Source organism: Arthrobacter sp. LAR12-1-1.1 (assembly GCF_040676555.1).
Lineage (GTDB): Bacteria > Actinomycetota > Actinomycetes > Actinomycetales > Micrococcaceae > Arthrobacter.
Genome location: NZ_JBEGIG010000012.1, coordinates 63,988 through 89,842, shown reverse-complemented (window position 1 = coordinate 89,842; position 25,855 = coordinate 63,988). Strand labels below are relative to the sequence as shown.

The 25,855-nt window shown below is 66.3% G+C and carries 26 protein-coding genes; 11 read left to right on the top strand and 15 right to left on the bottom strand.

What is annotated here, in order from left to right; all coding sequences use genetic code 11:
* Window positions 1-19: 19 nt before the first annotated feature.
* Window positions 20-1,189, bottom strand: coding sequence for an acetate kinase (locus MRBLAR12_RS08470; protein ID WP_364745125.1), 1,170 nt, complete (start codon window positions 1,187-1,189; stop codon window positions 20-22).
* A gap of 352 nt (window positions 1,190-1,541) precedes the next feature.
* Between MRBLAR12_RS08470 and MRBLAR12_RS08465 the strand changes: the two genes are divergently transcribed.
* Together MRBLAR12_RS08465 and MRBLAR12_RS08460 are read left to right on the top strand one after the other, a co-directional pair.
* On the top strand, window positions 1,542-2,684 hold the full coding sequence (locus MRBLAR12_RS08465) for a globin domain-containing protein (protein ID WP_364745123.1): 1,143 nt from the start codon (window positions 1,542-1,544) through the stop codon (window positions 2,682-2,684).
* Window positions 2,671-3,183, top strand: coding sequence for a DivIVA domain-containing protein (locus MRBLAR12_RS08460; RefSeq protein ID WP_229994448.1), 513 nt, complete (start codon window positions 2,671-2,673; stop codon window positions 3,181-3,183). The genes MRBLAR12_RS08465 and MRBLAR12_RS08460 overlap by 14 nt, the downstream gene beginning before the upstream one ends.
* Before the next feature lie 9 nt (window positions 3,184-3,192).
* On the opposite strand, the gene pta is transcribed toward MRBLAR12_RS08460, so the two are convergent.
* The 6 genes from pta to MRBLAR12_RS08430 form a co-directional block, all read right to left on the bottom strand.
* Window positions 3,193-5,334, bottom strand: a complete 2,142-nt coding sequence (gene pta / locus MRBLAR12_RS08455) for a phosphate acetyltransferase (protein ID WP_364745120.1) — start codon at window positions 5,332-5,334, stop codon at window positions 3,193-3,195.
* 87 nt (window positions 5,335-5,421) lie between these two features.
* On the bottom strand, window positions 5,422-5,907 hold the full coding sequence (locus tag MRBLAR12_RS08450) for a MaoC family dehydratase (protein WP_364745117.1): 486 nt from the start codon (window positions 5,905-5,907) through the stop codon (window positions 5,422-5,424).
* 42 nt (window positions 5,908-5,949) lie between these two features.
* Complete coding sequence (locus MRBLAR12_RS08445; RefSeq protein WP_364745115.1) at window positions 5,950-6,816, bottom strand: HpcH/HpaI aldolase/citrate lyase family protein; 867 nt, start codon at window positions 6,814-6,816, stop codon at window positions 5,950-5,952.
* Complete coding sequence (locus MRBLAR12_RS08440; RefSeq protein ID WP_364745113.1) at window positions 6,813-8,573, bottom strand: acetyl/propionyl/methylcrotonyl-CoA carboxylase subunit alpha; 1,761 nt, start codon at window positions 8,571-8,573, stop codon at window positions 6,813-6,815. Before MRBLAR12_RS08440 ends, MRBLAR12_RS08445 begins: the two co-directional genes overlap by 4 nt.
* A gap of 28 nt (window positions 8,574-8,601) precedes the next feature.
* Window positions 8,602-9,423: a fumarylacetoacetate hydrolase family protein gene (locus MRBLAR12_RS08435; RefSeq protein ID WP_364745110.1), complete on the bottom strand. Its 822-nt coding sequence runs from the start codon at window positions 9,421-9,423 to the stop codon at window positions 8,602-8,604.
* Entirely contained in the window at window positions 9,420-10,955 is a 1,536-nt protein-coding gene (locus MRBLAR12_RS08430) for a class I adenylate-forming enzyme family protein (protein ID WP_229994441.1), read from the bottom strand. The genes MRBLAR12_RS08435 and MRBLAR12_RS08430 overlap by 4 nt, the downstream gene beginning before the upstream one ends.
* A 396-nt stretch (window positions 10,956-11,351) precedes the next feature.
* On the opposite strand from MRBLAR12_RS08430, the gene MRBLAR12_RS08425 reads away from it, so the two are divergent.
* Complete coding sequence (locus MRBLAR12_RS08425) at window positions 11,352-12,704, top strand: MFS transporter (protein WP_229994440.1); 1,353 nt, start codon at window positions 11,352-11,354, stop codon at window positions 12,702-12,704.
* A gap of 199 nt (window positions 12,705-12,903) precedes the next feature.
* Here MRBLAR12_RS08425 and MRBLAR12_RS08420 read toward each other — a convergent pair whose 3' ends face one another.
* Window positions 12,904-13,575, bottom strand: a complete 672-nt coding sequence (locus MRBLAR12_RS08420; protein ID WP_364745106.1) for a TetR/AcrR family transcriptional regulator — start codon at window positions 13,573-13,575, stop codon at window positions 12,904-12,906.
* Window positions 13,576-13,692: 117 nt separating this feature from the next.
* Between MRBLAR12_RS08420 and MRBLAR12_RS08415 the strand changes: the two genes are divergently transcribed.
* Genes MRBLAR12_RS08415 through MRBLAR12_RS08405 form a run of 3 tightly spaced genes read left to right on the top strand, consistent with a single transcriptional unit; the run spans window position 13,693 to window position 16,659 of the window.
* On the top strand, window positions 13,693-14,802 hold the full coding sequence (locus MRBLAR12_RS08415) for an alkene reductase (protein ID WP_229994438.1): 1,110 nt from the start codon (window positions 13,693-13,695) through the stop codon (window positions 14,800-14,802).
* 56 nt (window positions 14,803-14,858) lie between these two features.
* Window positions 14,859-15,617, top strand: a complete 759-nt coding sequence (locus MRBLAR12_RS08410; protein ID WP_364745103.1) for an SDR family NAD(P)-dependent oxidoreductase — start codon at window positions 14,859-14,861, stop codon at window positions 15,615-15,617.
* Between the two features lie 4 nt (window positions 15,618-15,621).
* Window positions 15,622-16,659, top strand: a complete 1,038-nt coding sequence (locus MRBLAR12_RS08405) for an MBL fold metallo-hydrolase (RefSeq protein WP_364745100.1) — start codon at window positions 15,622-15,624, stop codon at window positions 16,657-16,659.
* 23 nt (window positions 16,660-16,682) lie between these two features.
* Here MRBLAR12_RS08405 and MRBLAR12_RS08400 read toward each other — a convergent pair whose 3' ends face one another.
* From MRBLAR12_RS08400 to MRBLAR12_RS08375, 6 genes are read right to left on the bottom strand one after another with little or no spacing between them, the layout of a single operon-like run.
* Window positions 16,683-17,222: a nuclear transport factor 2 family protein gene (locus tag MRBLAR12_RS08400; RefSeq protein ID WP_364745097.1), complete on the bottom strand. Its 540-nt coding sequence runs from the start codon at window positions 17,220-17,222 to the stop codon at window positions 16,683-16,685.
* Window positions 17,219-17,554 carry a DMT family transporter gene (locus MRBLAR12_RS08395; protein WP_364745094.1) on the bottom strand — a complete coding sequence of 112 codons (336 nt, stop codon included), beginning with the start codon at window positions 17,552-17,554 and terminating at the stop codon, window positions 17,219-17,221. The genes MRBLAR12_RS08400 and MRBLAR12_RS08395 overlap by 4 nt, the downstream gene beginning before the upstream one ends.
* The gene (locus MRBLAR12_RS08390; protein WP_364745091.1) at window positions 17,551-18,138 is read right to left on the bottom strand and encodes a DMT family transporter; all 588 of its coding nucleotides are present in this window, start codon (window positions 18,136-18,138) and stop codon (window positions 17,551-17,553) included. Before MRBLAR12_RS08390 ends, MRBLAR12_RS08395 begins: the two co-directional genes overlap by 4 nt.
* Before the next feature lie 13 nt (window positions 18,139-18,151).
* Window positions 18,152-18,808, bottom strand: coding sequence for an EthD domain-containing protein (locus MRBLAR12_RS08385; protein ID WP_364745088.1), 657 nt, complete (start codon window positions 18,806-18,808; stop codon window positions 18,152-18,154).
* A 3-nt stretch (window positions 18,809-18,811) separates the two neighbouring features.
* Window positions 18,812-19,135, bottom strand: coding sequence for an EthD family reductase (locus MRBLAR12_RS08380; protein ID WP_364745085.1), 324 nt, complete (start codon window positions 19,133-19,135; stop codon window positions 18,812-18,814).
* Window positions 19,136-19,147: 12 nt separating this feature from the next.
* On the bottom strand, window positions 19,148-20,731 hold the full coding sequence (locus MRBLAR12_RS08375) for an acyl-CoA carboxylase subunit beta (protein WP_229994424.1): 1,584 nt from the start codon (window positions 20,729-20,731) through the stop codon (window positions 19,148-19,150).
* Between the two features lie 132 nt (window positions 20,732-20,863).
* On the opposite strand from MRBLAR12_RS08375, the gene MRBLAR12_RS08370 reads away from it, so the two are divergent.
* Window positions 20,864-21,358 carry a MaoC/PaaZ C-terminal domain-containing protein gene (locus tag MRBLAR12_RS08370; protein ID WP_229994423.1) on the top strand — a complete coding sequence of 165 codons (495 nt, stop codon included), beginning with the start codon at window positions 20,864-20,866 and terminating at the stop codon, window positions 21,356-21,358.
* 3 nt (window positions 21,359-21,361) lie between these two features.
* Window positions 21,362-22,558, top strand: coding sequence for an acyl-CoA dehydrogenase family protein (locus MRBLAR12_RS08365; protein WP_364745082.1), 1,197 nt, complete (start codon window positions 21,362-21,364; stop codon window positions 22,556-22,558).
* A 115-nt stretch (window positions 22,559-22,673) separates the two neighbouring features.
* Here MRBLAR12_RS08365 and MRBLAR12_RS08360 read toward each other — a convergent pair whose 3' ends face one another.
* A complete protein-coding gene (locus MRBLAR12_RS08360; protein ID WP_229994420.1) occupies window positions 22,674-23,123 on the bottom strand; it encodes a cupin domain-containing protein in 450 nt (149 codons plus the stop codon).
* 222 nt (window positions 23,124-23,345) lie between these two features.
* On the opposite strand from MRBLAR12_RS08360, the gene MRBLAR12_RS08355 reads away from it, so the two are divergent.
* From MRBLAR12_RS08355 to MRBLAR12_RS08345, 3 genes are read left to right on the top strand one after another with little or no spacing between them, the layout of a single operon-like run.
* A complete protein-coding gene (locus MRBLAR12_RS08355; RefSeq protein ID WP_364745080.1) occupies window positions 23,346-23,864 on the top strand; it encodes a hotdog fold thioesterase in 519 nt (172 codons plus the stop codon).
* Between the two features lie 16 nt (window positions 23,865-23,880).
* Window positions 23,881-25,209, top strand: coding sequence for a phenylacetate--CoA ligase PaaK (gene paaK / locus MRBLAR12_RS08350; protein ID WP_229994418.1), 1,329 nt, complete (start codon window positions 23,881-23,883; stop codon window positions 25,207-25,209).
* Between the two features lie 31 nt (window positions 25,210-25,240).
* The gene (locus tag MRBLAR12_RS08345; protein WP_229994417.1) at window positions 25,241-25,846 is read left to right on the top strand and encodes a TetR/AcrR family transcriptional regulator; all 606 of its coding nucleotides are present in this window, start codon (window positions 25,241-25,243) and stop codon (window positions 25,844-25,846) included.
* The last annotated feature ends 9 nt before the right edge of the window (window positions 25,847-25,855 follow it).

Below are 25,855 nucleotides of genomic sequence, written 5' to 3'. Positions count from 1 at the left end.
TGAGCCGCCACAAGGGCGGTTACGGAGCAACCGATGCCTGGGCGACGACGGCGGCCGTCGCCTCGGCGATCGCGCGCTCCTCGTCGGTGGGGACCACCAGGACAGGCAGGGCCGACGTCGGGGTGGAAATGACCCGGGGTTCCTTGGACCGCTCCCGGTTCAGCCCGGCATCGAGTTCGACGCCGAGCGCACCGAGCCGCTGCGCCACCAGGTTCCGGAACTGGTGCGAGTTCTCCCCGATCCCGGCCGTGAACACGAGGGCCTTCGCACCGCCAACGGCCACGTGGTAGCCGCCGATGTACTTCGCGAGCCGGTAGGACGCGACCGCCAGGGCCATGGCCGCCTTGGCGTCGCCGGCTTCCGCGGCCTCCACCACAGAGCGCATGTCGTTGTTACCGGCCAGGCCCTTGAGCCCGGACTGCCGGTTGAGCATCGAATCCAGGTCCTCGGGAGACCAGCCGTTCCGGCCCAGGAAGACCAGAATGGACGGATCGAGGTCCCCGGAGCGGGTCCCCATGACGAGGCCCTCAAGGGGCGTGAATCCCATGGAGGTGTCGATTGAGTGGCCGCCGCGGATCGCCGTGACCGAGGCGCCGTTCCCCAGGTGGGCGATGACGGCGTCGAACTCCTCGACCGGAACATCCAGCAGCGCTGCCGCCCGGTGCGCCACGTATTCGTGCGAGGTGCCGTGGAACCCGTAGCGGCGGATCCCGTGTTGTGTGTAGAGCTCGTCCGGCACCGCGTAACGCCAGGCGTGCTCGGGCAGGGTGCGGTGGAAGGCTGTGTCGAACACGGCCACCTGCGGCAGCTCGGGCCATTTCTTCGAGATCGCGCGGATGCCAAGGACATTGGCGGGGTTGTGCAGCGGCGCGAGCGGGTTCAGCCGTTCAATGGCCCGGGTGATCTCGTTGTTGACCAGCACCGGCTCGGCGAAGCGCTCCCCGCCGTGCACCACGCGGTGGCCCACGGCATCGAGCTCACGGTCCCCCAAGGCTTCGTGGATGGCCGCGCCCACCTGCTCCAGCGCCTCGGCGTGGTCGCGGGGGCCCTCGATCTGGCCGTCGCCCTCACCGCCGGCACCCATGCCGATCTTCTCGACCAGGCCCTCGGTGAGCACGCTGCCGGCCTCGACGTCGCGCACCTGGTACTTGAGCGAGGACGAGCCGGAGTTGATGACGAGCACGAGCATGGGGCCTCCTAAGCCTTGGCTTCGACGCTACCGTCGAGGGTGCGTCGGGACTGGCATCACGCCGGAGCCTGGCCGAGCGCTCCGTCGGTTCCACTATAAATTGCCGGACCCGGCAAGGGCGCCAATCCGTTGCGAAAGCCGCGGCGGAGCCGGCCTGCCCGGCCCCTTTCAAGGTGCCGCGAGGAAGGCCCGGGCCTGCGGCGTGGGTGCCTAGACCCGTTGGACCTGCGGACCGGCAATGGGGTAAGTTTGCCGGGGTGCTGGGGGGGCCCGCTCCGCCCGAACCGGCGGAGGACGACCCCGACAGAAGGGCCTTTGGATGGATGCCGGTGGGCTGAAAAGGACTTGGTCCATGGCGGCCGCGCTCGGGGACGAAGTCCCCCTGTACTTCTACTCGCACTTATTCCTGTCCCACCCGGAGCTACGCGAAATGTTCCCGGTCTCGATGGCCGGCCAGCGGGACAAACTCTTCGCCGCCCTCGGGCACATTGTGAGCCACGCGGATCAAATTGACGAGGTGGCCGGATTCATCGGCCAACTCGGCCGCGACCATCGCCGCTTCTCCGTAACGCCTGAGCAGTACTCGATGGTGGGGGCTTCCTTCCTGGCGACGCTGCAGAAGTACCTCGGTCCGGAATGGACCGACGAGGTGGCGCAGTCGTGGGCCGAGGCGTACGGACTGATCGCCAAGGTCATGGTCATGGCCGCCGAGGAGGCCTCGGATACTACTCCGCCGTGGTGGGAAGGCGAGGTCACCGCCGTCGAGCGCCGAAGCCTGGATGTCACGGTCCTGGAGGTCCGCGTCGCGGACGGCTTCACCTACTCGCCCGGCCAGTCGGCCTCGGTGGAGGTTCCCGCCCTCCCGCGGACCTGGCGCTTCCTGAGTCCTGCCAACGCCCCCCGCGCCGACGGCACAATCGAACTGCACGTCCAACTGATCCCCGGCGGCCTCTTCAGCACCGCCGCCGTCCGCCGGACCAAGGTGGGCGATACGGTGCGCATCGGCGCCCCTGTAGGGGACCAGCTCGCCCTCGAGGGTTCACGGGACCTGCTCATGGTTGCCGGCGGGACCGGGCTCGCCCCCATGGCCGCGATCGTCGACGCCGTCCGGCAGCAATGGGGCGAGTACGGGACCGGGCCGCGGGTGGACCTCTTCCACGGGGCACGGGTCCCGTGGAACCTCTACGACCAGCAGCGGCTCGCCGAGCTCGACTCGAGGGAGCCGTGGTTCAGCTACCACCCGGTCGTCTCCGACGACGCGACCTTCCCGGGCGCCCAGGGCTACGTGGGCACCGTGGCAGCGGCACACCCCGAGGCACCCAGCCGTCTGGCCCTCGTGGCCGGATCGACGGCGATGGTGGGGCACACCATCAGCGAACTCGTTGCGGCGGGCACCCCGCGCGCCGATATACGGTACGAAGACTACGCAGGTGTCGAGGACAACTCCTCTGCCACCGGCGCAGACCAGGGAGAGGTATACCATGAGCACCGCTAGCCCAGAAGGCCGCATCAGCCCTTCCGACGTCCGCAACGCCTCGTTCGAGGTGGTGGGACGCGGGTACGACCAGCAATCCGTCCACGAGTTCCTTCGCGCTGTTGCCGAGCAACTCGAGGCGGACCAGCGCCAGCCGGGCGCAGTAAGTCCCCAAGCCAAGGACGAGATGGTCAAGGTCATCACGCAGGCGCAGATTCTCGCCGAGAAGTTCGTGGCCGAGGCCGAGCAGTACTCGAAGGACCTCGTAGCCAGCGCCCGCACGCAGTACAGCGAGATCCTGCGCCGCGCCGAGGACTCCGTGGCCACGCGGGAGGCCGTTCCTGTGCCGGCGGCCACGGCGGCCGGCTACACCGACACCATTCAGGAAATCGAGTATGTCCGCACCTACACCAAGGTGGCCCAGGTCCAGCTGCGCGCCGTGATCGATGCCCTGGCCGAGCAAGTGGACCGGCTCGGGGACCTCCCCGTGGCCCGCGCCGACCGCAGCAGCAACGAGTAGCACCAAGCCCTAGGCTCCGGCGCGCCCCGCCTGCGCGGGCTGCGCGTCGGAGTCTAGCGCCTCGGCTGACGCGCTGTCAGTCACGGACTGCGCCTGCACGGCGGTGATGGCCACCGTGTTCACGATGTCCTCCACGGTGCACCCGCGGGAGAGGTCGTTGACCGGCTTCCGGAGCCCCTGCAGGACGGGCCCGACGGCGACCGCGCCCGAGGACTGCTGCACCGCCTTGTAGGTGTTGTTGCCGGTGTTGAGGTCCGGGAAGATGAACACGGTGGCCTGCCCGGCGACGGACGAGCCGGGCATCTTGGACTGGGCGATCGCGGCGTCCACGGCGGCGTCGTACTGGATGGGGCCCTCGACGGCGAGATCCGGGCGGCGGTCCTTCACGACTTCGGTGGCCTGCCGGACTTTGTCCACTGCTTCCCCGGTCCCGGACCCGCCGGTGGAGTAGGACAGCATGGCCACCCGCGGCTCCACGCCGAACTGGGCTGCGGTCTCGGCTGAGGCCAGCGCGATATCCGCCAGCTGCTCCGCGTTCGGGTCAGGGTTGACCGCGCAGTCGCCGTAGACCAGCACCCGGTCCGGCATCAGCATCAGGAACACCGAGGAGACGATCTTTACGCCGTCCCGCGTCTTGACGAACTCCAGCGCGGGCCGGATGGTGTGGGCCGTGGTGTGCGCGGCGCCGGACACCATGCCGTCCACCACTCCGAGCTGCACCATCATGGTGCCGAAGTAGCTGCCGTCGAGCATGACTTCCAGCGCCCGGGCCAGGTCCACGCCCTTGTGCGCCCGCAGCTCCGCGTACTTCTGAGCAAACTGCTGGCGCAGCTCCGACGTCGCGGGGTCCACGATGCTCATGCCGGAGAGGTCGATGCCCTGGGTGGACGCCAACTCCCGGACTGCCGACTCGTTGCCCAGGATCGTGAGGTCGCAGACGTCCCGCCGGTGCAGAATTTCGGCGGCCCGCAGGATCCGCACGTCGTTGCCCTCGGGCAGGACAATGTGCCGGCGCTGCAGCCGGGCCCGCTCAATGAGGTCGTGCAGGAACCGCAGCGGCGTCATCCGCTCCAGCCGCGGCAGGTGCAGCCGCTCCACCAGCTCGGCCTCGTCCACGCGCTTCGCCCACAGCCCAACGGCCGAGGCCACCTTGCGGCGGTGCCCCGACCAGATCTCGCTGCGGACCTCGGACACCCGTTTGGCGGTGGTGTACGTATCGTCCGGGGCCGCGAACACGGGGAATGGAGCCTGCGCCAGCAGCGAGTAGATGTTGGGGTCCGGGGCCAGGCCGCCGGTGAGGATGAGCGCCGACGGCACCGGAAACTCCGGCGAGAACGACGACGCGAGGCACGCGACCATCACGTCCGCACGGTCACCCGGAACGATCACCAGGGCGCCGTCGTCGAGCACGTGCAGGAAGTTGGCCACGTTCATCGCCGCCACCTTGATGGAATGGACGTCGCGTTCCATGTCCTGCCGGCCGGCCACCTGGCGGATCCCGAGGGCCGAGGCCACCTCCCCGGTGGTGGGCCGTGCGATGTCCTCCAGCTCGGGGAAGACGTAGACAGGGCGGCCGGACGCGCCGGGCTTCACGGCGGCGATGATCCCGTCCACGTCCTCCGGGTCGGCGCGGTTCACCATGATGGCCAGGAGGCTGCAGCGTTCCGCCGCCAGTTCCTTGCGGGCAACCTCGACGGCGTCGGCAGCCTCCGCGACGGTCCGCCCCTTCGCGCCGACCACGGCCACGATCGAGGCGGCCAGGTTGTTCGCCAGGCGAGCGTTGAGGTCGAATTCGACGGCGGCATCCTGGCCGGTGAGGTCCGTCCCCTCCACAATCACGACGTCGCAGTGGCGGGACATTTCGGCGAAGATCTCCACGCAGCGGGCGTCGATCTCGGCCCTGTTTCCCTCGGCCAGCAGCCCGCGGACCTCGGCAAAGGTCAGCCCGCCCCGGCAGCGCTGGTCGTCAAGATCGAACCGGGCCTTCATCAGCGCCACCATCGGGTCCGCCGCGGCGTCGTTGCCGTGAACCACAGGCTTGAAGAAGCCGATCCGGTCCGCGTGCCGATGGAGGGTGTCCGCCAGCCCCAGCGCTATGAGGGACTTGCCGGAGCCCGGGGTGGTCGCGCTGACGTAAATTCCTTTGGCCATGATCCGCCCTTTGCTGTGCTGGTGCAGGTCCTCCTATCCTGTCACCTCCTGCGGCGACCTGGGCCAGGCAGAGCGTGAGTCAACCCACTATGAATGGCTGGGGGCCACTGCTTCCGCCAGTTGACCGGCGCGACGCAGCATCAGCGCCGTCCGGCGCACAACGCAGACCAGTTCGCCGTCCTGGTTGTAGCCGCGGTGTTCGATGCCCACAATTCCGGTGTCCGGACGCGACTTCGATTCACGCTTGTCCAAGGCCTCGGTCTCCACCCGCAGCGTGTCACCGAAGAACACCGGCTTAGGGAACTCGATGTCCCGGAAGCCAAGATTTCCCAGGGTAGTGCCGAGGGTGGTGTCCTGGACGGGGATTCCCGTGACAAGACCTAGGGTGAAAATGCTGTTGACGATCTGGCGTCCAAACATGCTCTTCTTGGCGAACTCCGCATCCAGGTGCAGCGGCTGGACGTTCATGGTCAGTGCAGTGATCAGCAGGTTGTCCGTCTCGGTGACAGTCCTGGTGACCTCGTGCTTGATGACGTCGCCGACGGTGAAGTCCTCGTAATACATTCCGGCCATGACTGGCCTCCTTTGCTTGGGTGGGTTTTGTTGAGGTAGCGGTTACGCGGCGGCGAGGGCGAGAGCCTCGCGGGCGTGGTTGGCGTGGGCCAGGTCAATGTGGTCCCCGCAGTAGGAGACGGCCCCGTGGCCGTTGCGCTGGCCTTCCTCGAAAGCCTCGATCAGGCCCTCGTAGTAGCCTTTCAGCGTCTCGGTCAGGCCGTATTCCTCGTTGGCGATCGGAGCGTGCGAAGGGTGGATCAGCACCTGCCCGGTGTAGCCCAGGCCGCTGTTGTCCTGCGCGAAGCTGCGCATCCCCTCCAGGTTCCGCACCTCCTGCCAGAGCCCCAGGACAATGGTGCGGATGCCGGCGGAACGGGCCGCCACCACCACTTTGCTCCGGAGGTACAGCGTCTCCATTCCCGCGGCGGTCCAGCGGAAGCCGACCTCCCGGGAGACGTCCGCATCTTTGGCGGCCGCTGCCATTACGCCGCCAACCCGCGGTCCGGTCAGGATCTCATCCACTTTATTGATGGAGGCGGCGGTTTCGAGAGAGGGCACCAGTTCAACGGTTCCGCGGGCAATGCCGTGATCGAGCTCCGCCGCCGTCACCAGCGCATCGAACCGGACCACGTCGTCCCGGGAGAACAGCTTGGGGAGCAGGAATGCGGTCAGGTTGCGGTGGGTCACGTCGGCCACGTCACGGCCGAAGAAGATGGTGTCCAGGGCGTTGGGCCGGACCAGGATGCCCTTTGAGCCGTCGTGGGCTTCCAGTGCTTCGCGGGCGTTGGTGCGGGCCAGTTCCTTGTCCTGCTCGGGGACGGAGTCCTCCAGGTCGATGATGATGGCGTCGGCCTCGGAGTTCAGCGCCTTGTCGATCCAGTCCCGTTTGTGCCCGGGGACAAAGAGCAGCGAACGGTATGGCTTCATGCCGCCACCTCCTCGGTGATCTTGGTCAGCAGGGTGCCGGCGGCCATGGAATCGCCCACGACGGCGGTAATCTCACCGACCACGCCGGAGACCGGCGCGGTGATGGGGTTCTCCATCTTCATCGCTTCCAGGACAAACAGCACGTCGCCCTTGGCCACCCTCTGCCCGGCGGCCGCGTTGATCTTGATGATGGTGCCCTGCATCGGTGCCTTGACGGTTCCGTCGCTGACTTTCTCGCGCTTGGCCCTTGCCTGCCGCGTCCGGCCGGTGGCGGCCGCCGGATCTGCGGCTGACGGATCGGCCAGGGCGGGGGCGGCGTTGCCGTAGCCGCCCGCGCTGCCGTAGTCGTTGAACGTGGGGATGATGTAGAAGCGTCCGCCCACCTCCACGTTGGCGCGGTCCACGGGCTCGGGTTCCGTGAAGTCAACGGTCTCTTCCAGCCACAGGGTGCTGAAGCGAAGCTCCTGGAAATCCGGGTGCGCAACAATCGTCTGTGCGGCGGGGGCCGTGGTGGGTACGCCCTCGATCTGCAGCCGCTCCAGGCCGCCGAGCAGGCGCTTGATGGCCGTCTCGCGGTCCGGGCCGTAGGCAATCAGCTTGCCGATGAGGCTGTCGTACAGCGGCAGCACCGTGTCGCCGGACTCGTAGCCTGCGTCGAAGCGCAGGCCCTCGCCAACGGGTGCGGTGAGGAGGTCCACCGGACCCGGGGCGGGCAGGAACCGGCCTTCCGCGACGTCCTCGGCGTTGATGCGTGCCTCGATGGCTGCACCCTTGGGCGTCAGGTTGCCCATGATGGACAGCTCCTCGCCCGCCGCCACGCGGATCTGCTCCGCGATGAGGTCCACGCCGTGCACCATTTCGGTGACCGGGTGTTCCACCTGGATGCGGGTGTTCATTTCGAGGAAGTAGAACTTCTCGTCCTCCACCAGGAACTCAACGGTGCCGGCGCCGACGTAGCCAACCTCGCGGGCCAGCCGGACGGCGGCCTCACCCATGTTCCGGCGCAGGGTGTCGGAGAGACCGGGGGCCGGGGACTCTTCCACCAGCTTCTGGTGGCGGCGCTGCACAGAGCAGTCGCGGTCACCCACGTAGACGGTGTTTCCGTGCGTGTCGGCGAAGACCTGGACCTCAACGTGGCGTGCGTGGGTGAGGTACCGCTCGAGGTAGACCTCGCCGTTGCCGAAGGCCGCTGTAGCTTCACGGACGGCGGCGTCGAAGGCTTCTTTGGCCTGGGGTTCGGAGTCGATGCGGCGCATGCCGCGTCCGCCCCCACCAGCTGAGGCCTTCACCAGGACGGGGTAGCCGTGCTCAGCGCCGAACGCCTCGACGGCGGCCGCGCTGGCAATGGCTCCATCGGTGCCCGGCGCCAGGGGGACCTGGACGCGGATGGCGACATCGCGGGCAGCCACTTTGCCGCCCATGGTGGTGATGGCATGCGCAGACGGTCCGATGAATGTCAGGCCCGCGTCCGCAACGGCTAACGCGAATTCCGGGTTCTCGGACAGGAAGCCGTAACCCGGGTGAATGGCCTCGGCACCCGACTCGAGCGCCGCCGCGATGATCTTGGGGATGCTCAGGTAGTTGCTGCTGGCGGGACCGTCGCCGAGGTCGATGGCGGTGTCCGCCGCCCGGACGTGCATGGACGCGGCGTCCGCCGTCGAATAAACGGCAACGGACTCGACGCCGAGGGTGCGGCAGCTGCGTGCCACTCGGACGGCGATTTCGCCGCGGTTGGCGATCAGGATTTTGCTGAACATGATTGTCCTTAGAGCTAGGGCGCCGAAATCAGCGCAGGATGCAGGCGTTGCGGCATTGGCCGATGCCGTCGATCGAGGTGGTGACGACGCTGCCGTCGGTGAGGAGTTCCTTGGGAGTGCGGCCGTCGCCTACGCCTCCCGGCGTGCCGGTGAGAATCACATCGCCCGGGTGCAGCGTGGTGATCGCGGAAATGTAGCGGACCAGGTCAACGGGGCTGAACACCAGGTCGCTGGTGTGCGCCTTTTGTTTGGCGACACCATCCACCGAACAGGAAATCTCCAGGTCCGGCGCGTGTCCGGCGTCATCGGCCGTCAGCAGGAACGGACCCAGCGGGGTGGTGGCGTCGAAGGTCTTGCCCTGCAGCCACTCGGGCGTCCGGCGCTGGAAGTCGCGGGCTGAGATGTCGTTTGCCACCGTGAAACCGGCGATCGCCGCCGCGGCTTCCTCTGCCGAGGCCCGCGAGACCCTGTTTCCGATAACGACGGCGAGCTCGGCCTCCCAGTCCACGGATTCGGAACCCGGCGGCAGGACGATGGGATCGTTGGCGCCGATCAGGGCGTCCGAGAATTTGGCGAAGAGGGTGGGGTGCTGCGGCAGTTCCCGGCCCATCTCAAGGATGTGCTCGCGGTAGTTGAGCCCGACGCACACAATCTTTCCGGGAGCGGTGACCAGCGGCGCGAAGTCGGCCCCGTCAATCGCAAGGCGTGTGCCGCCGTCGTACTGGTCCACTGCCGGCGATCCGGCACGGAGCCATTCGCCGACGTCTGCAAACGGCAAGAGCGCCAGTACACCGTCCACCTCCACGGCGGCTGCGGTGCCGCCTTCGATCCGTACGGTTGCGAGTTTCATGCGCCCCATCCCAGGTTCGATTTCAGCTGAGCCTTCACGAGCTTTCCGGCCGCGGACCGCGGCAGCTGGTCGGCACCCAGGAAGACGATCTTTTTTGGAATCTTGTAGCCTGCCAGGTGCCCGCGGAGGAAGGTGGATAGTTCTTCGCCGTTCGCCTGCAGTCCGCTGCGGAGCACGACCACGGCCCGCACCTCCTCGTCCCAGCGCGGGTCCGGGACACCAACAACAGCTGCTTCCAGGACGGCGGGGTGCAGGTACAGCGCCTGCTCGATCTCGGCGGAATAGACATTCTCACCGCCGGTCTTGATCATTTCCTTCAGCCGGTCCCGGAAGAAGTAATACCCTCGCTCGTCCTGCACGGCCAGGTCTCCGGTGTGTAGCCAGCCGCCGCGGAAGGCCTCGGCGGTAGCTTCGGGCCGGCCATAGTAGCCGGTCATCAGGGACGGGCCCTTGACGCAGATCTCGCCGAGCTCACCCGGGGGAACCGGCTCGCCGAACGGATCCTGGAGCTGCGCCTCGGCCAGCAGGTACTCTGTGCCGATCGAACCGTCGACGGCGGGATCCAGCATGTCTTCCGGCTTGAGCCGGGTGACCATGGGCCCCGCCTCGGTGAGGCCGTAGCGGAAGTACAGTTCGGCGTCGGGCAGCAGGTCAGTGAAAAGCTGCTTGTCCGGCATCCGCAGCAGGCCGGCACCCGTATGGACCGCCTTGAGATGGGTCTTGATGGCCGGGTCCGCAAAGACGCCGTTTTCCATCAGCCGGCGCATCATGTTCGGGATGAGGAATGTGTTGGTGACCCGCTCCCGCCCCACCAGGTCCACGATCAATTCGTCGTTGAACTTCTCGGCGATCACGCTGGTGGCACCGGCGATGAAGTGCGGCACCAGCCAGCACAGCAGTGCCGCCGAGTGGAAGAACGGTGTGATGATCAGGCCGCGTTCCTCGCGGCGGCTGCCCATCCTGCAGTCGTACATTTCGTTGAATGCGTTGGCCGCTGCTGCCCTTTGGGACATGACCACGCCCTTGGGCGTACCAGTGCTTCCGCCCGTGTAGATGATGCAGAGCGGGCTGTCCAGTGTGGTGACATCCTCCAACGGACCGGATCCGGTGCGCAGGGCGTCGACCTCGGCACCCTGTCGGACCAGCCGCGGCAGCTCCTGCTCGGTTCGGCCCAGTATTTCCAGGGCCTCTTCCGCGTTGGGAATGAGCCGTTCCTCCACCAGGATGATCTTCGCGCCGGTCTCCTTGATGCCGGCCGCGAGCTCCGCCGGTGCCCAACGCCAGTTGTAGGCAACGTATGTTCCGCCGGCGGCCGCGACCCCAAAGAAGACTTCGGCATTAAAGGTCGAGTTTCCGGCCAGCACCCCCACGGTGTTACCCACGCCGACGCCGGCGTCCCGCAGGCCCCTCCCCAGGCCCCATGCGCTCTCGGCGAGCTCGGCGAAGGTCAGCCGGCGGGCGCCGTCGACGATGGCTTCGCGCGTCGGGTAGCGCCGGTGGTTGAGTTTGATCCACTCACCAATCGTTCGCATGATTGCTCCTCGGTGTGGCTGGTGCGGGTCCGACAAGCCGGACTCCGCAGTGCTTATTCTTCAACGAACAAGCGTTCGTTCGAAAGTTTAGTATGAGTTGGTTCCCTCCGCAAGAGGGATCCGAGTCCACGGTCGAGGGCGCTGACGGATCGGCGGGCAGGTGCGGAGAGGCACCCCCGGGGGCCCTTGCGCGAGATCCACATCACACCCTACACTTCGTACGAACGCTTGTTCATGTACGAACGCTTGTTCTTCTCCATCGAACCCCGGGTATATTGCCCCTAGGGTCCGAGCCCTCCCTGACGAAGAGGATGCGGAGTGTGGTTGCGGTTCGCTGCACACGACGGAGACCGGCGAACGCCACTGACTTTCCACCTATCCAAGGAGTGAGTTCCAATGTCGGAATTGACGAATCCTGTTCAGCCCCCGCCGCTCTTGGTGCTCGAAGCACCGACGTTCGATCCGAAGACAGCAAGGACCGCCGTGGCGAGCGGCACGTTCGGCACCGCACTGGAGTGGTTCGACTTCGCTGTGTACGGCACCCTGTCGGCAACCCTCTTCCCCCAGCTCTTCTTCCCCAGCTTTGATGCGAACTCGGCGATCCTCGCGTCGTTTGCCACCTTCGGGGCCGGCATGGTGGCCCGCCCCCTCGGCGGAATCGTCTTCGGTGCCTTGGGCGACAAGATCGGCCGACGCAACGTCCTGATGTTCACCCTTATCCTCATGGGCGTGTCCTCGGTGCTGATTGGCCTGCTGCCCACCTACGCCGTGGCGGGAATTGTTGCCCCGACGCTCCTGGTGGTGCTTCGCTTCCTCCAGGGCTTCGCCCTCGGCGGCGAGGCCACCGGCGTTCAAGTGCTCGTCGTCGAGCACGCGCCCACTAACCATCGAGGCCTGTTCGGCGGGATCCTGGCCACCGGCTCTCCGCTGGCGCAGACCTTCGCCTCGATCACCCTCACCGGGCTGGCGATGTTCCTTTCCAAGGACGCTTTTGCCGCGTGGGGCTGGAGGATCCCCTTCCTGATGGGTGTGCTGTTGCTCGTGGTGGGCGTATTCATCCGCCAGCGGGTCGAAGAAACTCCGGCTTTCAAGGAGAACCAGAGGAAAGCTGCCGAGTCCGCGGTTCCCCAGGAGCGTGCCCTGGCCGTGATCGCGAAGAAGCCGGGAACCGTCATCAAGCTGGTGCTGTCCTGGGCTGCGTCCGCTGGGCTGTTCTGGATCAGCGTCACCTACGCCGTGAACTACCTGACCAAGGAACTCGGTTACGAAAACTCGATCACCTTCGGCCTGCTGCTCGTGGCCAACCTGATCTCCATCCCGGCCGCTATTTTCGGCGGCAAGCTCAGCGACCGCATCGGCCGCAAGAAGACCTTCCTCCTCGGCCTGTCCTTGCAGGGTGTAGCTGCCGGCACAATGTTCCCCATCATGAACTCCATGAACTACCCCGCCAGCGTCGCGATCATCGCCCTGGCCCTGTGCGGCATCCAGGTCACTGCCGGTACCCAGGCGGCGTTCTTCTCGGAATCGCTCCCGACGAGCATGCGCTACACCGGCTCAGCCCTCGGCATGACCCTCGCCGGCCTGATCTTCGGCGCCCCTATCCCGTTCATTGCGGCCTGGATCTTCCAGAACACCGAGAACGGAACGGCCGCCCTGACGGCCATCGCCCTCAGCCTGGTGATCATCTCCGTCATTGCCACCCTGACGCTGCCGGAGCGGTTCAAGCAATCGCTGCAGGAGGAGCACTGACCACACTCGCCTGACGTCGCCGGCCTGACCGCACTGGCGGTCCGGCCAGTGACGCGGCAGCCAGCCTTAAGACCGGAACGCCCGGCCGGATATTCCAGCCGGGCGTTCCGGTTCTTGGCGGATTCCGACACTCTTGGGCGGTGTCCGAAAACGGCCGTTGGCGGTGTCCGAAAACGGCGCGAGGCGCTGCCTCGGCTACCTATGTGGCTGAGCTGTCCAGGACCACCCGACCGACGCGTTCGTCAGCGTCCGCGACCTTCAGCTCCCGCAGCGCCAGGCGCGTGTAGATCCGGACAATCTCCTCGAGCGAGAACCGGCCGCCGTGCTTGAACCAGCCTGCGATATGGGTGGCCTGGGCAACGAAGCTGTACACGTGGATTTTGGCGTCGATGACGTCCGCGAGTCCAGCCTGCCCCGCGGCGGACACCAGGACCTCCAGGAACGCTTCGTAGTCGGCGCGCTTCTTGATGACCACATCACGTGCACCCTGGGGCAGCGAGCGCAGCTCCGCGTTGCCAATGAAGACTTCCTGGGCACGCTCCGCGTGGAAGGTGATGTGCTCAGCCAGGGCAGCCTGGAGGAGATCGACACTGTCCCCTCCGTCCGCGTCAGCGACAGCTTGCCGGACGCGCTCGAGCAGGTCATCGATGATGCCCCCCATGATTTGCAGCAGGAGGTCTTCCTTGCTGTCGATGTGGTTGTAGAGGCTGCCGACCTTGAGCCCCGCGGACGAGGCCACCTGCCGCAGCGTGGTTGCATCGTAACCACGCTCGAAAAAAAGCTTGGCTGCGCCTTCCCGGATGGTCTGGGCAGTGTTTCGTTCCGCTCGGACGGTCATCTTGGCCTCCCCCTCAGTGATCGTGTCGGTCATATCTCCGCTAATCCTAACAAGCGTCCGCTTTTAGGGGCGGGGATATTGACATGGCTCCCAACATCCGCAAAACTCACTTTAGTCGTACGAACGCTCGTAAGCCAGTAGGAGACATCCGTGGAACCCCAGAGCACCCTGTTTGACAGCTTCTCCCTCGGAGGCCAGCCGCTGCGAAACCGCATTGTGCTGCCACCGCTGACCCGCAGCCGCGCCGATGATGACGGCGTGCCTACGCCACTCATGGAGGAGTACTACGGGCAACGTGCCGGTGCGGGCCTGGTGATCAGCGAGGGTGCCGTCATCACGCCCCAGGCTTCGGCCTACGCCCGGGTTCCCGGGCTCTACTCCCCGGACCAGGTGACGGCCTGGCGGCCGGTAGTGGAGGCCGCAAAGCGGGAGGGCGCCGTGGTCTACGCCCAGCTATGGCACGTGGGAAGGCAGTCCCATTCCAGTGTCCAGCCGGACGGCCTGCCCCCCAAGGCGCCTTCACCCGTTGCCATCACCGGTTACCAGTACCGCAGTGCGGCCGGCAGGATCCCTTACGAGACGCCCCGCGAACTGTCGGCGGCGGAGATCGCCGGGATTATCCAAGCTTACGGAGCGGCGGCCCGGAACGCGGTCCGGGCCGGATTCGACGGCGTGGAGCTGCACGCCGCCAACGGCTACCTGATCGATCAATTCCTCAACGACGGGTCCAACCGCCGGACCGACCACTACGGCGGCTCCCTCGAAAACCGTATGCGGTTCTTGCGCGAGGTAGTCACCGAGGTGGCCCGCCACCTTCCCATGGAACGCATCGGCGTCCGCCTCTCGCCGTCGTCGGAATGGATGGACGCCAACGACTCGGACAAGCGCACCCTGTATTCCTCGGTGGTGCGCCTTGTCAGTGACTTGGGAATCGCCTACCTCCACTTGGTGGAACCCGAGATCGCAGGGTCCACCACCGTGGAACGGCCGGCCGCGTCCGTCCCCACGGCCGAACTCGCTGCCTTGTTCGACGGCGTCGTCATCGTCACGGGTGGACATGACCAGGCTTCCGCCGAACAACTCCTCGCTGACGGAACGGCGGATCTGGTGGGCTTCGGCCGGCTCTTCATCGCTAACCCCGACCTCCCGGACCGCTTCCTGACCCAGGCGCCACTCGAACCCCTGCGCCCCACGGGCATCTACGGTGGTGGCCCCGAGGGCTACACCGACTATCCGTCGCTGGCAACAAGCAGCACCTGACGCGGGGGCCCAACGCCGGGCGCTCCGACTCGAACTCCTGAAGGAGACACAGCATCATGAGCAGCATTTCCCTCAATGTCCTGGTGACCGGAGCGGGCGGCGGCATGTGCCGCGGCATCAATGCCCGCCTCTCCGGGTCCGGCCACACCATCGTCTGCGTGGACCTCGACGCCGGGAGCAGCGAGGCGGCCGCCCGGGCCATCCGCGACTCCGGCGGGAAGGCCGTAGCGTTTGCCGCCGACGTGGCGGACGAGGCCGCCGTCGGCACGCTGCTGGCCGAGGTGACCGCCAAGGTGGGGCCCGTGCAGGCGCTGGTCAACGCGGCCGGCATCCTCGACCGGAAGTACCTCGCGGACAGCACCGCGGAGTCCTTCCGGCGCGCCTTGGACGTGAACCTGGTGGGTCCGTTCAACCTGATCAAGGCGTTTTCCCCCGGAATGATCGAGGCCGGCTGGGGGCGGATCGTCAACATCGCTTCGATCGCCGGCGTGACGGGCTACCCGTACCCGAGCTACGCCGCCTCCAAAGCCGGACTGGCCAACCTCACGCGCTCCCTCCTTGAGGACTTTTGGGGTACCGGAATCACTATCAACTCGATCTGCCCCGGCGTAGTGGACACCCCCATGGTCATCCAGGAGGTCCGTGACCAGGTACGCCGCCGCGTCCCCACCCAGACCATCGTTGACCCCGCCGAAATCGGCGCCATGATCGCGTACCTGCTGACGGACGACGCCCGCAACATCAACGGCGCGGACCTCCTGATCGACGGCGGCGCCACCAGACTCTTTTCGCTTTTCAATAACCATGCAGACTAAGACGATGCAGACCAACGGCATCACCATCACCGGGACCGCCCAGAAGGAGGCCTGGCAACGCCGCGTCCTCCCGCCGGTGGAGGTAGTGGCGCCCGGTGTCCACAGCGTTCCGGTTGCCTTTCCCGGAAATCCGATGCGCTACACGCTCAGCTACGTGCTGCTCGATGGCGATGAGTGCGTGGTGGTGGATCCCGGCTTTGACAGCGACGGGGGACACGGCCAGCTGATGGCTGCCCTGGGCCGTCTGGACGTGGGGCCGCGTGAAATCAGCGGGATCGTGGCCACGCATTTCCACACCGACCACCTCGGGATGGCGGCGCGCCTTGCGCGGGGCTCCGGCGCGTGGATCGCTTTGGGGCAACAGGAACGGCGGCACATCTCCGCGTTCGATGACGCCCATGCGGAATCGGAACGGGACCGCGAGCGCATGCGGACCTGGGGCGTCCCCGAGGGGCGGGTGGCCGAAGCCGCCATGAGCCCTCAGGGACTCCACGACATGCGGCGCCTCGCCGACCCCGACCGGCGGCTGGGCGATGCGGACACTCTGGCCGCGGCCGGACGTAACTGGCGCATTATGGAAACACCGGGCCACACCCCGGGGCACATCTGCATGTGGGATGACGACGGCGAACTGGTGTTGTCCGGCGACCATGTCCTCCCCCGCATCTCCCCCAACGTGTCCCTGGAGATCCGCGGCGACACCGATCCGCTGCGGCACAATATTGAGTCGCTGCAGCGGATCGCGGGCAACGACCACTACGAGGTCTGCCCTGCACACGAATACCGGTTCCGTGGCGTGGGCCACCGCGCAAGGGTCCTCGAAAAGCACATTGCGGAGCGTTCACGGGAAGTCCTGGACGTCCTGGGCAAGGGCGCGCCCACGGTGCACGAGGTGGCCCGGCAGCTCACATGGTCCCGGGGCTGGGAGTCGCTTGGCGCGCTGCAGTTCAGGCTGGCCTTGAGCGAGACGGCCGCCCACATCCGGTATCTGGCAACCTCCGGCGTCCACGCGGGGGTGCCGGGGCTGACCCCGGTGGTTTAAGGCGGCCGTTCAGGTGCCTGGGGTCAGGTTCGGGGCATCCAGTCAGGGTCCGGTGCGCCGAACTCCTGGCCGGGGAGCTGCAGGGGTTCACCCACCAGGAGGTCAACTCTGGTCCGCACCAGCCGCATGGCAGCAATCCGCCATTGCCCGTCGAGCCGCCGGTATTCCTCCTCGTACAAGCCGTATCCCCGGATTCCGTAGAGTCCGGCGATGCTGGCGCCCCGATAAGGCCTGCTGTCGTGGGCCCAGACCAAGTAGTCATGCATCGACCAGATCCCGCGGATGCCGCCGTCGCCCGTGACGGCCAGGCGGGGCATAAAACCCTGATGCACCGACTCGACGCCCTCGAGGAAGCCCGACACGCCGCCGATGAACCCGTCGGCGTCGTCCGCGGCGAAGGGAAATCCATGGAACTTCGCGTCGGCGTGGAACAGGGCGCGGAGGCTCGACCACCGCTTGGCATCAACGTGACGGAAATAGTCGGACTTCAGATTCCTGATGTCCTCAAAGCTCCTGAGGTCCTCGCAATCGTGGGGCGTGCTTGTGCCGCGGGGCGTGTTCACCTTGCTTCCTCCAACTCCTCGTCCGGGGCTTTCTCCGGCGCTTTCGGCCCTGACTGGGCCAGGACGATCCCGCCGATAACCACCCCAGCGCCGGCCACCTGGTTCCAGCTGACTTCCTCCCGGAGCACCACCGCGCCGAGCGCCACCCCTACGAGCGGGGTGATGTAGGCGACGGTCGACGCCGCCGTGGCGCCCCACTCGGCGATGATGCGGAAGTTCCAGACATATGCCCGGCCGGTGCTGACGACACCCAGCAGCAGCATGCCGACCACCACCGGGGCCGTCAGCGAGGTTTCCCCGGCTGCAATGAGCGGAGCCAGGACCAGCATCATGACGCCGCGACCATTTGGACCGCCGGGATCCCTATGTGGTCCGCCGCGTAGGGCGAAACGTACTTCTTGGTATAGGAAAAGACGACGCCAAAGCACAGCACGGCCGCGAGGCAAGCCATCTGCCCCCACAAATCGAGGGCGTCCCCGGCGTAGAACCGCCACGGCGAGAGCACCACGAGGATTCCGGCGGCTCCGGCCACGATGCCGACGGTCTTCCGCGGCGTGACTTTCTCCTGCCGCAGGGCCAGCGCGGTGACAGCCGCGGTGGCCAGCGGCGTGGCGGAATTCAGGACGCTGGAGAGTCCGCTGGGAATGCGCTCGGCCGCCCACGCGAACAGCAGGAACGGCAGGACGCAGCCGACGCCGGCGGTCACCGCCAGGTGCGACCACAGCTTGCGCTGCCGCGGCCACGGCCGCCGCATCACGAGCTGAAGCAGGGTCAGCGCCAGTGCGCCGAGGACCAGCCGTCCGAGGACCACCTGGCCCGGGGAAAGCCCCTGCACCGCCAGTTTCATCAGCAGGAAGCTGGAGCCCCACGCAGCGCCGAGCAGGACGAAGCGGACCACACCGCCGACTGGCGTCATCGCCGGACCTCCATCAGATAATGACGAGTTCCTCGGCGACGCGGGTATACAATCCGGTCAGGATACCCTGGACCCCGTCCACGTGGGCCGGCAGCATGCTGGCGGCGGCACGTGCGGCCGCCTCGTCGGCGAAGCCGAAGGAGATGGCAACCTCCGGAATATGTTCCTCCCGGCGCAGCGCCGCGCGGACCAACAGATCCGCCCCGGGAACGAGCACGTTCACGGCCCGGCCGAGGGCGCCGTCGAATGTTGCAGACAGCGGCCCCGCCCAGCGGTCAACCGCGTCAAAGTCGTTGTCAGTTCCGTCGCGCCAGCGTGCCAGCACCCAAAGCTTGAACGGCCACGGGGCGTGGGGCGCGCCGGCGGTCACCGGTCCCCCCGTGAGGCCACTGAGGAATTCCTGCTCATCGACCATCAGGCGGTCCGCCACCGCGGAGTCGAAGCCGGCGTGTACGACGTCGTCGGCGGCGAACCACAGTTCAACGATGCCGTCCACACGGTACAGCCCCGCCCCGAGCCCCGGCGCGGATTCCAGCAGATGGTTCTGCCGGTAGTCCGTCACACCGGACAGGGCACGGGCAATCTCGGCGTGCGTCGTGGACCAGTGCGTGCGAAAGTCCTTCCGGGCCAGGCCGTCCCGCTTCTCCAGGTAGGTGATGCGTTTGGGCACGGGTCAGTCCTCCACGGCCAGCGGCACGTCGACTTCTTCGGCCAAGAACCATTCGACACTCTCCAAAAAGTGGTGCTCGTGGTCGAACAGCTCCTTGCCTTCAGGGCCTGCATAGGCGGCCTTGACGTCGGCCACCGAGCAGAACCAAAGTTCTGCCATGCCGCTGTATGGCCAGGGCTTCCGGTGCTCGATTGCAGGGTTCTGCCGGTACCGGATGATGCCTGGGAGCTTGCGCACATAGGCCGGGTGCTCCACGTTCCAGAAGTGCAGGAACTCGTCCCGGGTCAGCTCCGGCTTGGCTTTGATAACGGCCACTACCTTGATCATGTGCCGCGCGCCTTAGGCCGGGGTGACGGCCTGGCGCCGCTCCACGGGGACCATCTTGCGCTTGGAGTACAGGCCCAGCCGCCTGGTCAGATCGGCGCGCAGCTCGTTGGCGGGGACAACAGCTTCTACAGCGTTCGCGTTGGCGATCTTGAAGACGTCGATGCCTTCTGCATACTCGGCTTGCTTAGCCAGGATGAACGCCTTGCGCTCTGCCGGATCCTCAATCTCGTGGATCTGGTTGTAGTAGATGCCGTTGACTGCGGCATCCGGACCCATCAGTGCGGGACGGGCCGTGGGCAGCGCGATGACAGCGTCCGGGTTCATGGGGGCACCGGACATAGCAAGGTAGCCGCCGCCGTAGGCCTTGCGGACCAGGACCGTGATCCTCGGAACCCGGCACTCAGAGACGGCGAAGATCATTTTGGCTCCATGCCGGATGATGCCCTGGCGCTCCACGGCAGATCCGATCATGTAGCCCGCGATGTCCACCAGGAAGACGATGGGGATGTTGTAGGCATTGCAGATCCAGATGAAGCGGGCAGCCTTGTCCGAGGAGTCGGGGAAGATAGAGCCGCCCATGTGCCTGGGCTGGTTGCCCACCAGCCCCACCGGCCGGCCGTTGATGCGGGCGAAGCCGGTCAGCATCTCGGGAGCGAACAACTCCTTGTACGGGAACCAGGATCCTTCGTCCACGAGGGATTCCACGAATTCCTCCATGTCGAAGACCTCGGCCTCGCGCAGCGGAACGATTTCCTGCAGGGTGCGTCCGGGGCGCGGCTCGATTGCGGGGGCCAGCGGCGCGGGGGTTTCCCAGTTTGCGGGCAGGAAGGACAGCCAGACGCGGATTGCGTTGAGGGCTTCCTCGTCGCTTTCCACCAGGACGTCGCCCAGGCCGGAGACCGTGCAGTGCATCTCGGCGCCGCCCATTTCCTCCAGCGTCACCTTCTCGCCGGTGACCATTTCCGCCAGGCGGGGTGATCCCAGGTAGGCGGTTGCGTGCCCGCGGACCATGATGGTCATGTCGCAGAGCGCCGGAACGTAGGCCGAACCCGCAGGCGACGGGCCGAAAAGGGCACAAACCTGGGGAACACGACCGGAAATCTGGACCTGGTTGTAGAAGATGTTGCCCCAGGCGTGGCGGCCGGCGAAGCTCTCGAACTGTTCGTCGATGCGGGCACCGGCGGAGTCGAAGAGGTAAACGATGGGGATGCCGGCGGCATCCGCGTTCTTCTGCGCCTGGGTGATCTTTTCGAACGTGCGGTTGCCCCAGGTGCCGGCCTTGACGGAGTAATCGTTGGCGATGACGCACACTTCGCGCCCGTCAACGCGGCCGAACGCGATGACGACGGCGTCACCGGGCAGGCCTTCCTCATAGCGGGCGAGGAGCCCGTCCTCGATGTAGTTTTCGTCGTCGAACAGGATTGCCAAGCGTTCCCGAACGAGGAGCTTTCCTGATTCGGTGATCTTCTTGCGGTTCTTCTCTGAGCCACCGAGGCGGGCCGAAGCGAGCTTCTCGGTCAGTTGTTCGTGCACGGTTGCTGCCGGGACTTCGATGTCCGACACCGGCGCGGGGGCGACGATCGTAGCTTCACTCATGTTGGGCCTCCAGGAATTCGAGTTGCTGTCCTTCATTAGTATACGAACAAGCGTTCGCTAGTCTAGTCTTATTCCAGGTGGACTTACGATTCCCCTAGGCTCCGACCTCATTCACCCGAACAGGAGAGAGACATGCACAGCATCGATCCCCAACTGGCCGGCACCACCCTGCCGCAACCCAAAGGCCGCCCTGACCACTACTGGGAAGATCTGGTGGCAGGCGACGTGGTCCGCACGGCAGGTATGACCATCACGGATGCACATCTGGTCCAGTGGGCGGGCCTCACCGGCGACCTCGTCTCCCTGCACCTGGATGAAACCTATGCGGCAACGACGCCGTTCGGACAGCGCATCGCCCACGGGCCGCTGACCATGTCCCTCGGCCTGGGCCTGATGACCCAAACGGGGTATTTCAGCAACGTGGTCGCATGGCTGGGCCTGGATGAGGTCCGTGCCCTCGCCCCGGTGTTCATCGGGGACACTATCCATGTTGAGGCCACGGTAGCCATGGCGCGCGAGACCAAAAAACCGGACCAGGGCATCTGGAAAATCGATTACTCCGTACTGAAACAGGACGGTTCCACCGTCATGACGTTCAGCAGCAGCTTCATCATGAAAAGGAAGTAGGCCATGACAATCCAGGACAATTTCCGCCCGGCACCGCCGGCCGAAATCTCCGAGCCCGACGAATTCGCAGCGCTGCGGACACGTGTGCGCGCCATGCTCGCCGAGCACGTCACGCCGGAGCGGCTCAACAAGTTCGACGAAGCCGAAGAATACGACGTCGAGCTATACCGCGAGATTGGCGCCGCCGGTCTGATCAAGCTCGACGGCGAGCTCCACGGCCGCGGACCCAAACACCAGGCGCAGGCGGTGGTTCTTGAGGAACTCGGCGCCGGCCCCACGTCGGTGGCCGTGAGCATGGTGGTCCAGTACATGGGCGTCCAGCTCCTTCACACCTACGGCAACCGCCGGCAGCAGGAAGAGTTCCTGGCTCCGCTGCATGCCGGCAAAGCCAAGATGTCCTTCGGACTGAGCGAGCCCGACGGCGGAACTGACGTTGCCCGGGCCATGAAGACCAACGCCACCCGCCTGGAGGACGGTAGCTACTCCATCTCCGGACAGAAGAAATGGATCGGCGGTGCGATGGACGCGGACTACCTGATCCTCCTGGCCCGGACCAGCGAAACCACCCGCTCCGCCATTGACGGCATCACCATGTTCCTACTCCCCCGCTCCACACCCGGGATCAGGACCGAAGTCATCGACACCATGGGCATCCGCGGCCTCGCGCAGTGCGACGTCTACCTCGACGACGTGCGGGTCCCGGCAGCAAACGTCTTGGGTGAACTGGACAGGGGATTCCGCCAGGTTCTGGATACGCTCAACGGCGAGCGGCTCAATGGGGCCGCGGTGGCTTTGGGGATCGCCCGCGGAGCCATGGAAACCGCCGTCGGATGGGCACGTCAGCGGCACGCTTTTGGCCGCCCCGTGGGCTCCTTCCAGGGGCTCCAGCACAATCTGGTGGATGCCAGCGTGAAAATTGAATCCGCCAGGCTCCTCCTGCGCCAGGCGGCAGAAGCGTCCGACGGCGGCGAGGGAACCAATGAGACCTGGTCCGCCATGGCGAAGCTAGCAGCGTCCGACGCAGCAACCACCACCACCGACGTTGGCATGCGGGTCATGGCCGGCTGGGGCTTCTTCCGCGGCCTGCCCATGCAGCGTTACTTCCGCGATGCCCGGCTGTACACGTTCGCGCCGCTTACTGACGAGATGACGCGCAACTACATCGGCGAGAAGCACTTGGGACTTCCCCGGTCCTTCTGACCGGCACCTAGCAACGACAAGGGGCGGCTACCTGTTCGGTAGCCGCCCCTATATTTGGACCAACGACAGCAAAAGGGCGACTACCTTTCGGTAGCCGCCCTATTGTTGGGGGAAATCAGGACCGGTAGTCGATTTCAAGGTCCACGACGTCCTGGTCGCGCAGGTTAACGACGATGTTGTCCGGCGTGCGGGTGGTCATCCAGACCAGTTCCTCGGTCTTGCTGGCGTTGCCTTCGATGTGCGGCATAAACGGCGGCACGAAGACGAAGTCACCCTCTTCCAGGTAGACGATCTGGCCGTAGCCCTCGCCGTAGCGGATAAAGCCACGGCCCTTCAGCACATAGCCTCCCGTGTTGGCCTCCCCGTGGTGGTGGGCATCCGAGATCTCCCCGGGACCGGTGAAGACCTTGCCGAACCAGAGTCGCTCAACGGGACTGCTTTCCTTGCTGACGCCGGAGATGCGGCGGGCATTCAGCGTCTGTCCCGGCGCGGCGGCCAGTTCGTCTGCCCGGTTCACACGGAACAGGTCCACGTTGCGGTTGATGTCAAAGGCCACTTCAGTCATGGCAAATCCCTTCCAAGGTTCTTGAGTTGCCGCCGGTTTCGTCATTGCAGCCGGGGCCCGAATTCAGTATGTGTCCTTCGCACCAGCGAGTCAAGACGTACGCTTGTTCGTCCATGCCTCTTGGTCCCAGCAGGGCACCAACGCCTACCGGCTCTTGACAGCTTGGTCCAAAATGGGATTACCTAATGAACATTCGGTAAATAAAGCTGGAGGCAACGACGCATGGCTGAACTGACGGTTTCCGGGGGCACCCACCCCATCCTGAAAGACGACTACGCCTCGGAATGGATGGGCATCGAAGTCCTCGCGCTGGACGACGGGCATGCCACGATCCGCATGAGACTCCGGCAGGAAATGCTCAACGGCTTCGGCATGGCCCACGGCGGAATGATCTTCGCCTTCGGCGACACGGCTTTCGCGCTGGCCTGCAACCCGGCCAATCCGCTCCCGGGCGAGGACTCCAACATCACCGTTGCTGCCGGCGTCGACATCAACTTCCTGAAACCCGCCTTCCGCGGACAAGTGCTGACCGCCGTCGCGAACCGCCGCGCCAGCACAGGACGCAGCGGGCTGTACGACATCCAGATCTACGCCGCCGATCCTGGCGCGGGCATCCCGACGGCGGCACCGGCCGGCGCGGCCCCCGCAGCAACCCTTCCGGGCCAGCTCCCCACCGATATCCTCCCGGGCGAACTCATCGCCGAGTTCCGCGGCCGCAGCCGCACCATCTCCAAGAAATAGAAACAGGGAACCACTGATGACCCAAGAAACTGCCGCCGCCACAACTGACGCTGTCCTGGACCGCGAGGAGACCATCTCCCGCGACGAGCTCGAGGCGCTCCAGCTCAGCCGCCTGCAGCACACGGTGGCCTACGCCTATGACCGCGTCCCCCTGTACAAGCGCAAGTTCGACGAGGCCGGCGTCCACCCGACGGACCTGCGTGAACTCTCCGACCTCGGCAAGTTCCCCTTCACCACCAAGGAGGACCTCCGCCTCGAGTACCCCTTCGGCATGTTCGCCGTGCCGCAGCACGAGGTCGCGCGGATCCACGCCAGCTCCGGCACCACGGGCCGCGCCACCGTGGTGGGCTACACCAAGAAGGACCTCGCCGACTGGGCCAAGCTTGTGGCCCGCTCGCTGCGCGCCTCCGGCGTCCGGCCGGGCATGAAGGTGCACAACGCCTATGGCTACGGCCTGTTCACCGGCGGCATGGGCGCCCACGCCGGCGCCGAGGCCCTCGGCTGCACCGTCATCCCGATCTCCGGCGGCCAGACCGAGCGCCAGATCACGCTCATCCAGGACTTCAAGCCCGACGCCATCCTGGCCACCCCCACGTACCTGCTGACCATTGCCGACGCGATGATCAAGCAGGGCATCGACCCGGCCTCCACGTCGCTGAAGTACGCGGTCCTGGGCGCCGAGCCGTGGACCGAGGAAATGCGGCACGAGCTCGAGACCACCATGAACCTCAAGGCCTGCGACATCTACGGCCTCTCCGAGGTCATGGGCCCGGGCGTCGCCGGCGAAGCCGTGGAAACGCAGGACGGCAGCCACATCTGGGAGGACCACTTCCGCCCCGAGATCATCGACGCCTTCGACCCCACGGTGGTGCTGGGCGACGGTGAACCGGGCGAGCTCGTCTTCACCTCTCTCACCAAGGAAGCGCTGCCGATCATCCGGTACCGCACCAAGGACCTCACCCGGCTGCTGCCGGGCACCGCGCGCCCGGCGCACCGCCGCATGGGCCGCATCACCGGCCGCAGCGACGACATGATCATCCTGCGCGGCGTGAACCTGTTCCCGTCACAGATCGAGGAGATCGCTCTGCGCATCCCCGAGCTCAGCCCGCACTTCCAGCTGGAGCTCACCCGGCCCGAGGGCCATCGGATGGACCAGATGACCGTTAAGATCGAGCGCCGCGACGCCGTCACGGCCGAGGGCGCGGCGGCGGCCGCCAAGGCCCTGCAGCAGCAGATCAAGATCCATGTGGGCTCCTCCTGCACGGTCGACGTCGTCGAGCCCGGCTCGCTGGAGCGGTCCAACGGCAAGCTGCGGCGGATCTACGACATGCGGCCCAAGGCCTGAGTGAGCACCCGATCGTGAGAAACTAGCCACTATGCCCAGCACAGCAATCACAACGAAGCGCGGCCGTCCCGGCTATGACCAGCAGTCGGTGCTGGTGATCGCCGTCGACGTCTTCAACCGCCACGGCTACGACGCCACCTCGATGGGCATCCTTGCCGAGAACCTGGGCATCTCCAAGTCCGCGATCTACCATCACGTGCCGTCCAAGGGCGACCTGCTCAAGCTCGCCCTGGATCACGCCCTGGGCGGGCTTGAGGCGATCCTGGACCAGCCCGGGGCCACCTCCGGCTCGGCCGATGCCCGGCTGGAGTTCGTGGTCCGCCAGACCATCTCGGTCCTGGTGGAGCGGCTGCCCTTCGTGACGCTGCTGCTGCGCCTGCGCGGGAACACGGAGATCGAGCGGGACGCGCTGGAACGGCGCCGCACCTTCGACCACAAGGTCGCCGCGCTGATTTCCGAGGCCCGGGACGAGGGCTCCCTGCGCCAGGACATCGATCCCCGCACCGTGACCCGCCTGCTGTTCGGCACCATCAACTCCATTGTCGAGTGGTACAAACCCGGCGGTTCGCTGTCGCCGGAAAAGCTGGCCGACGACGTCATCACCATGGCGTTCCACGGCCTCCACGTCCCCCGCTGACCGCCCGCC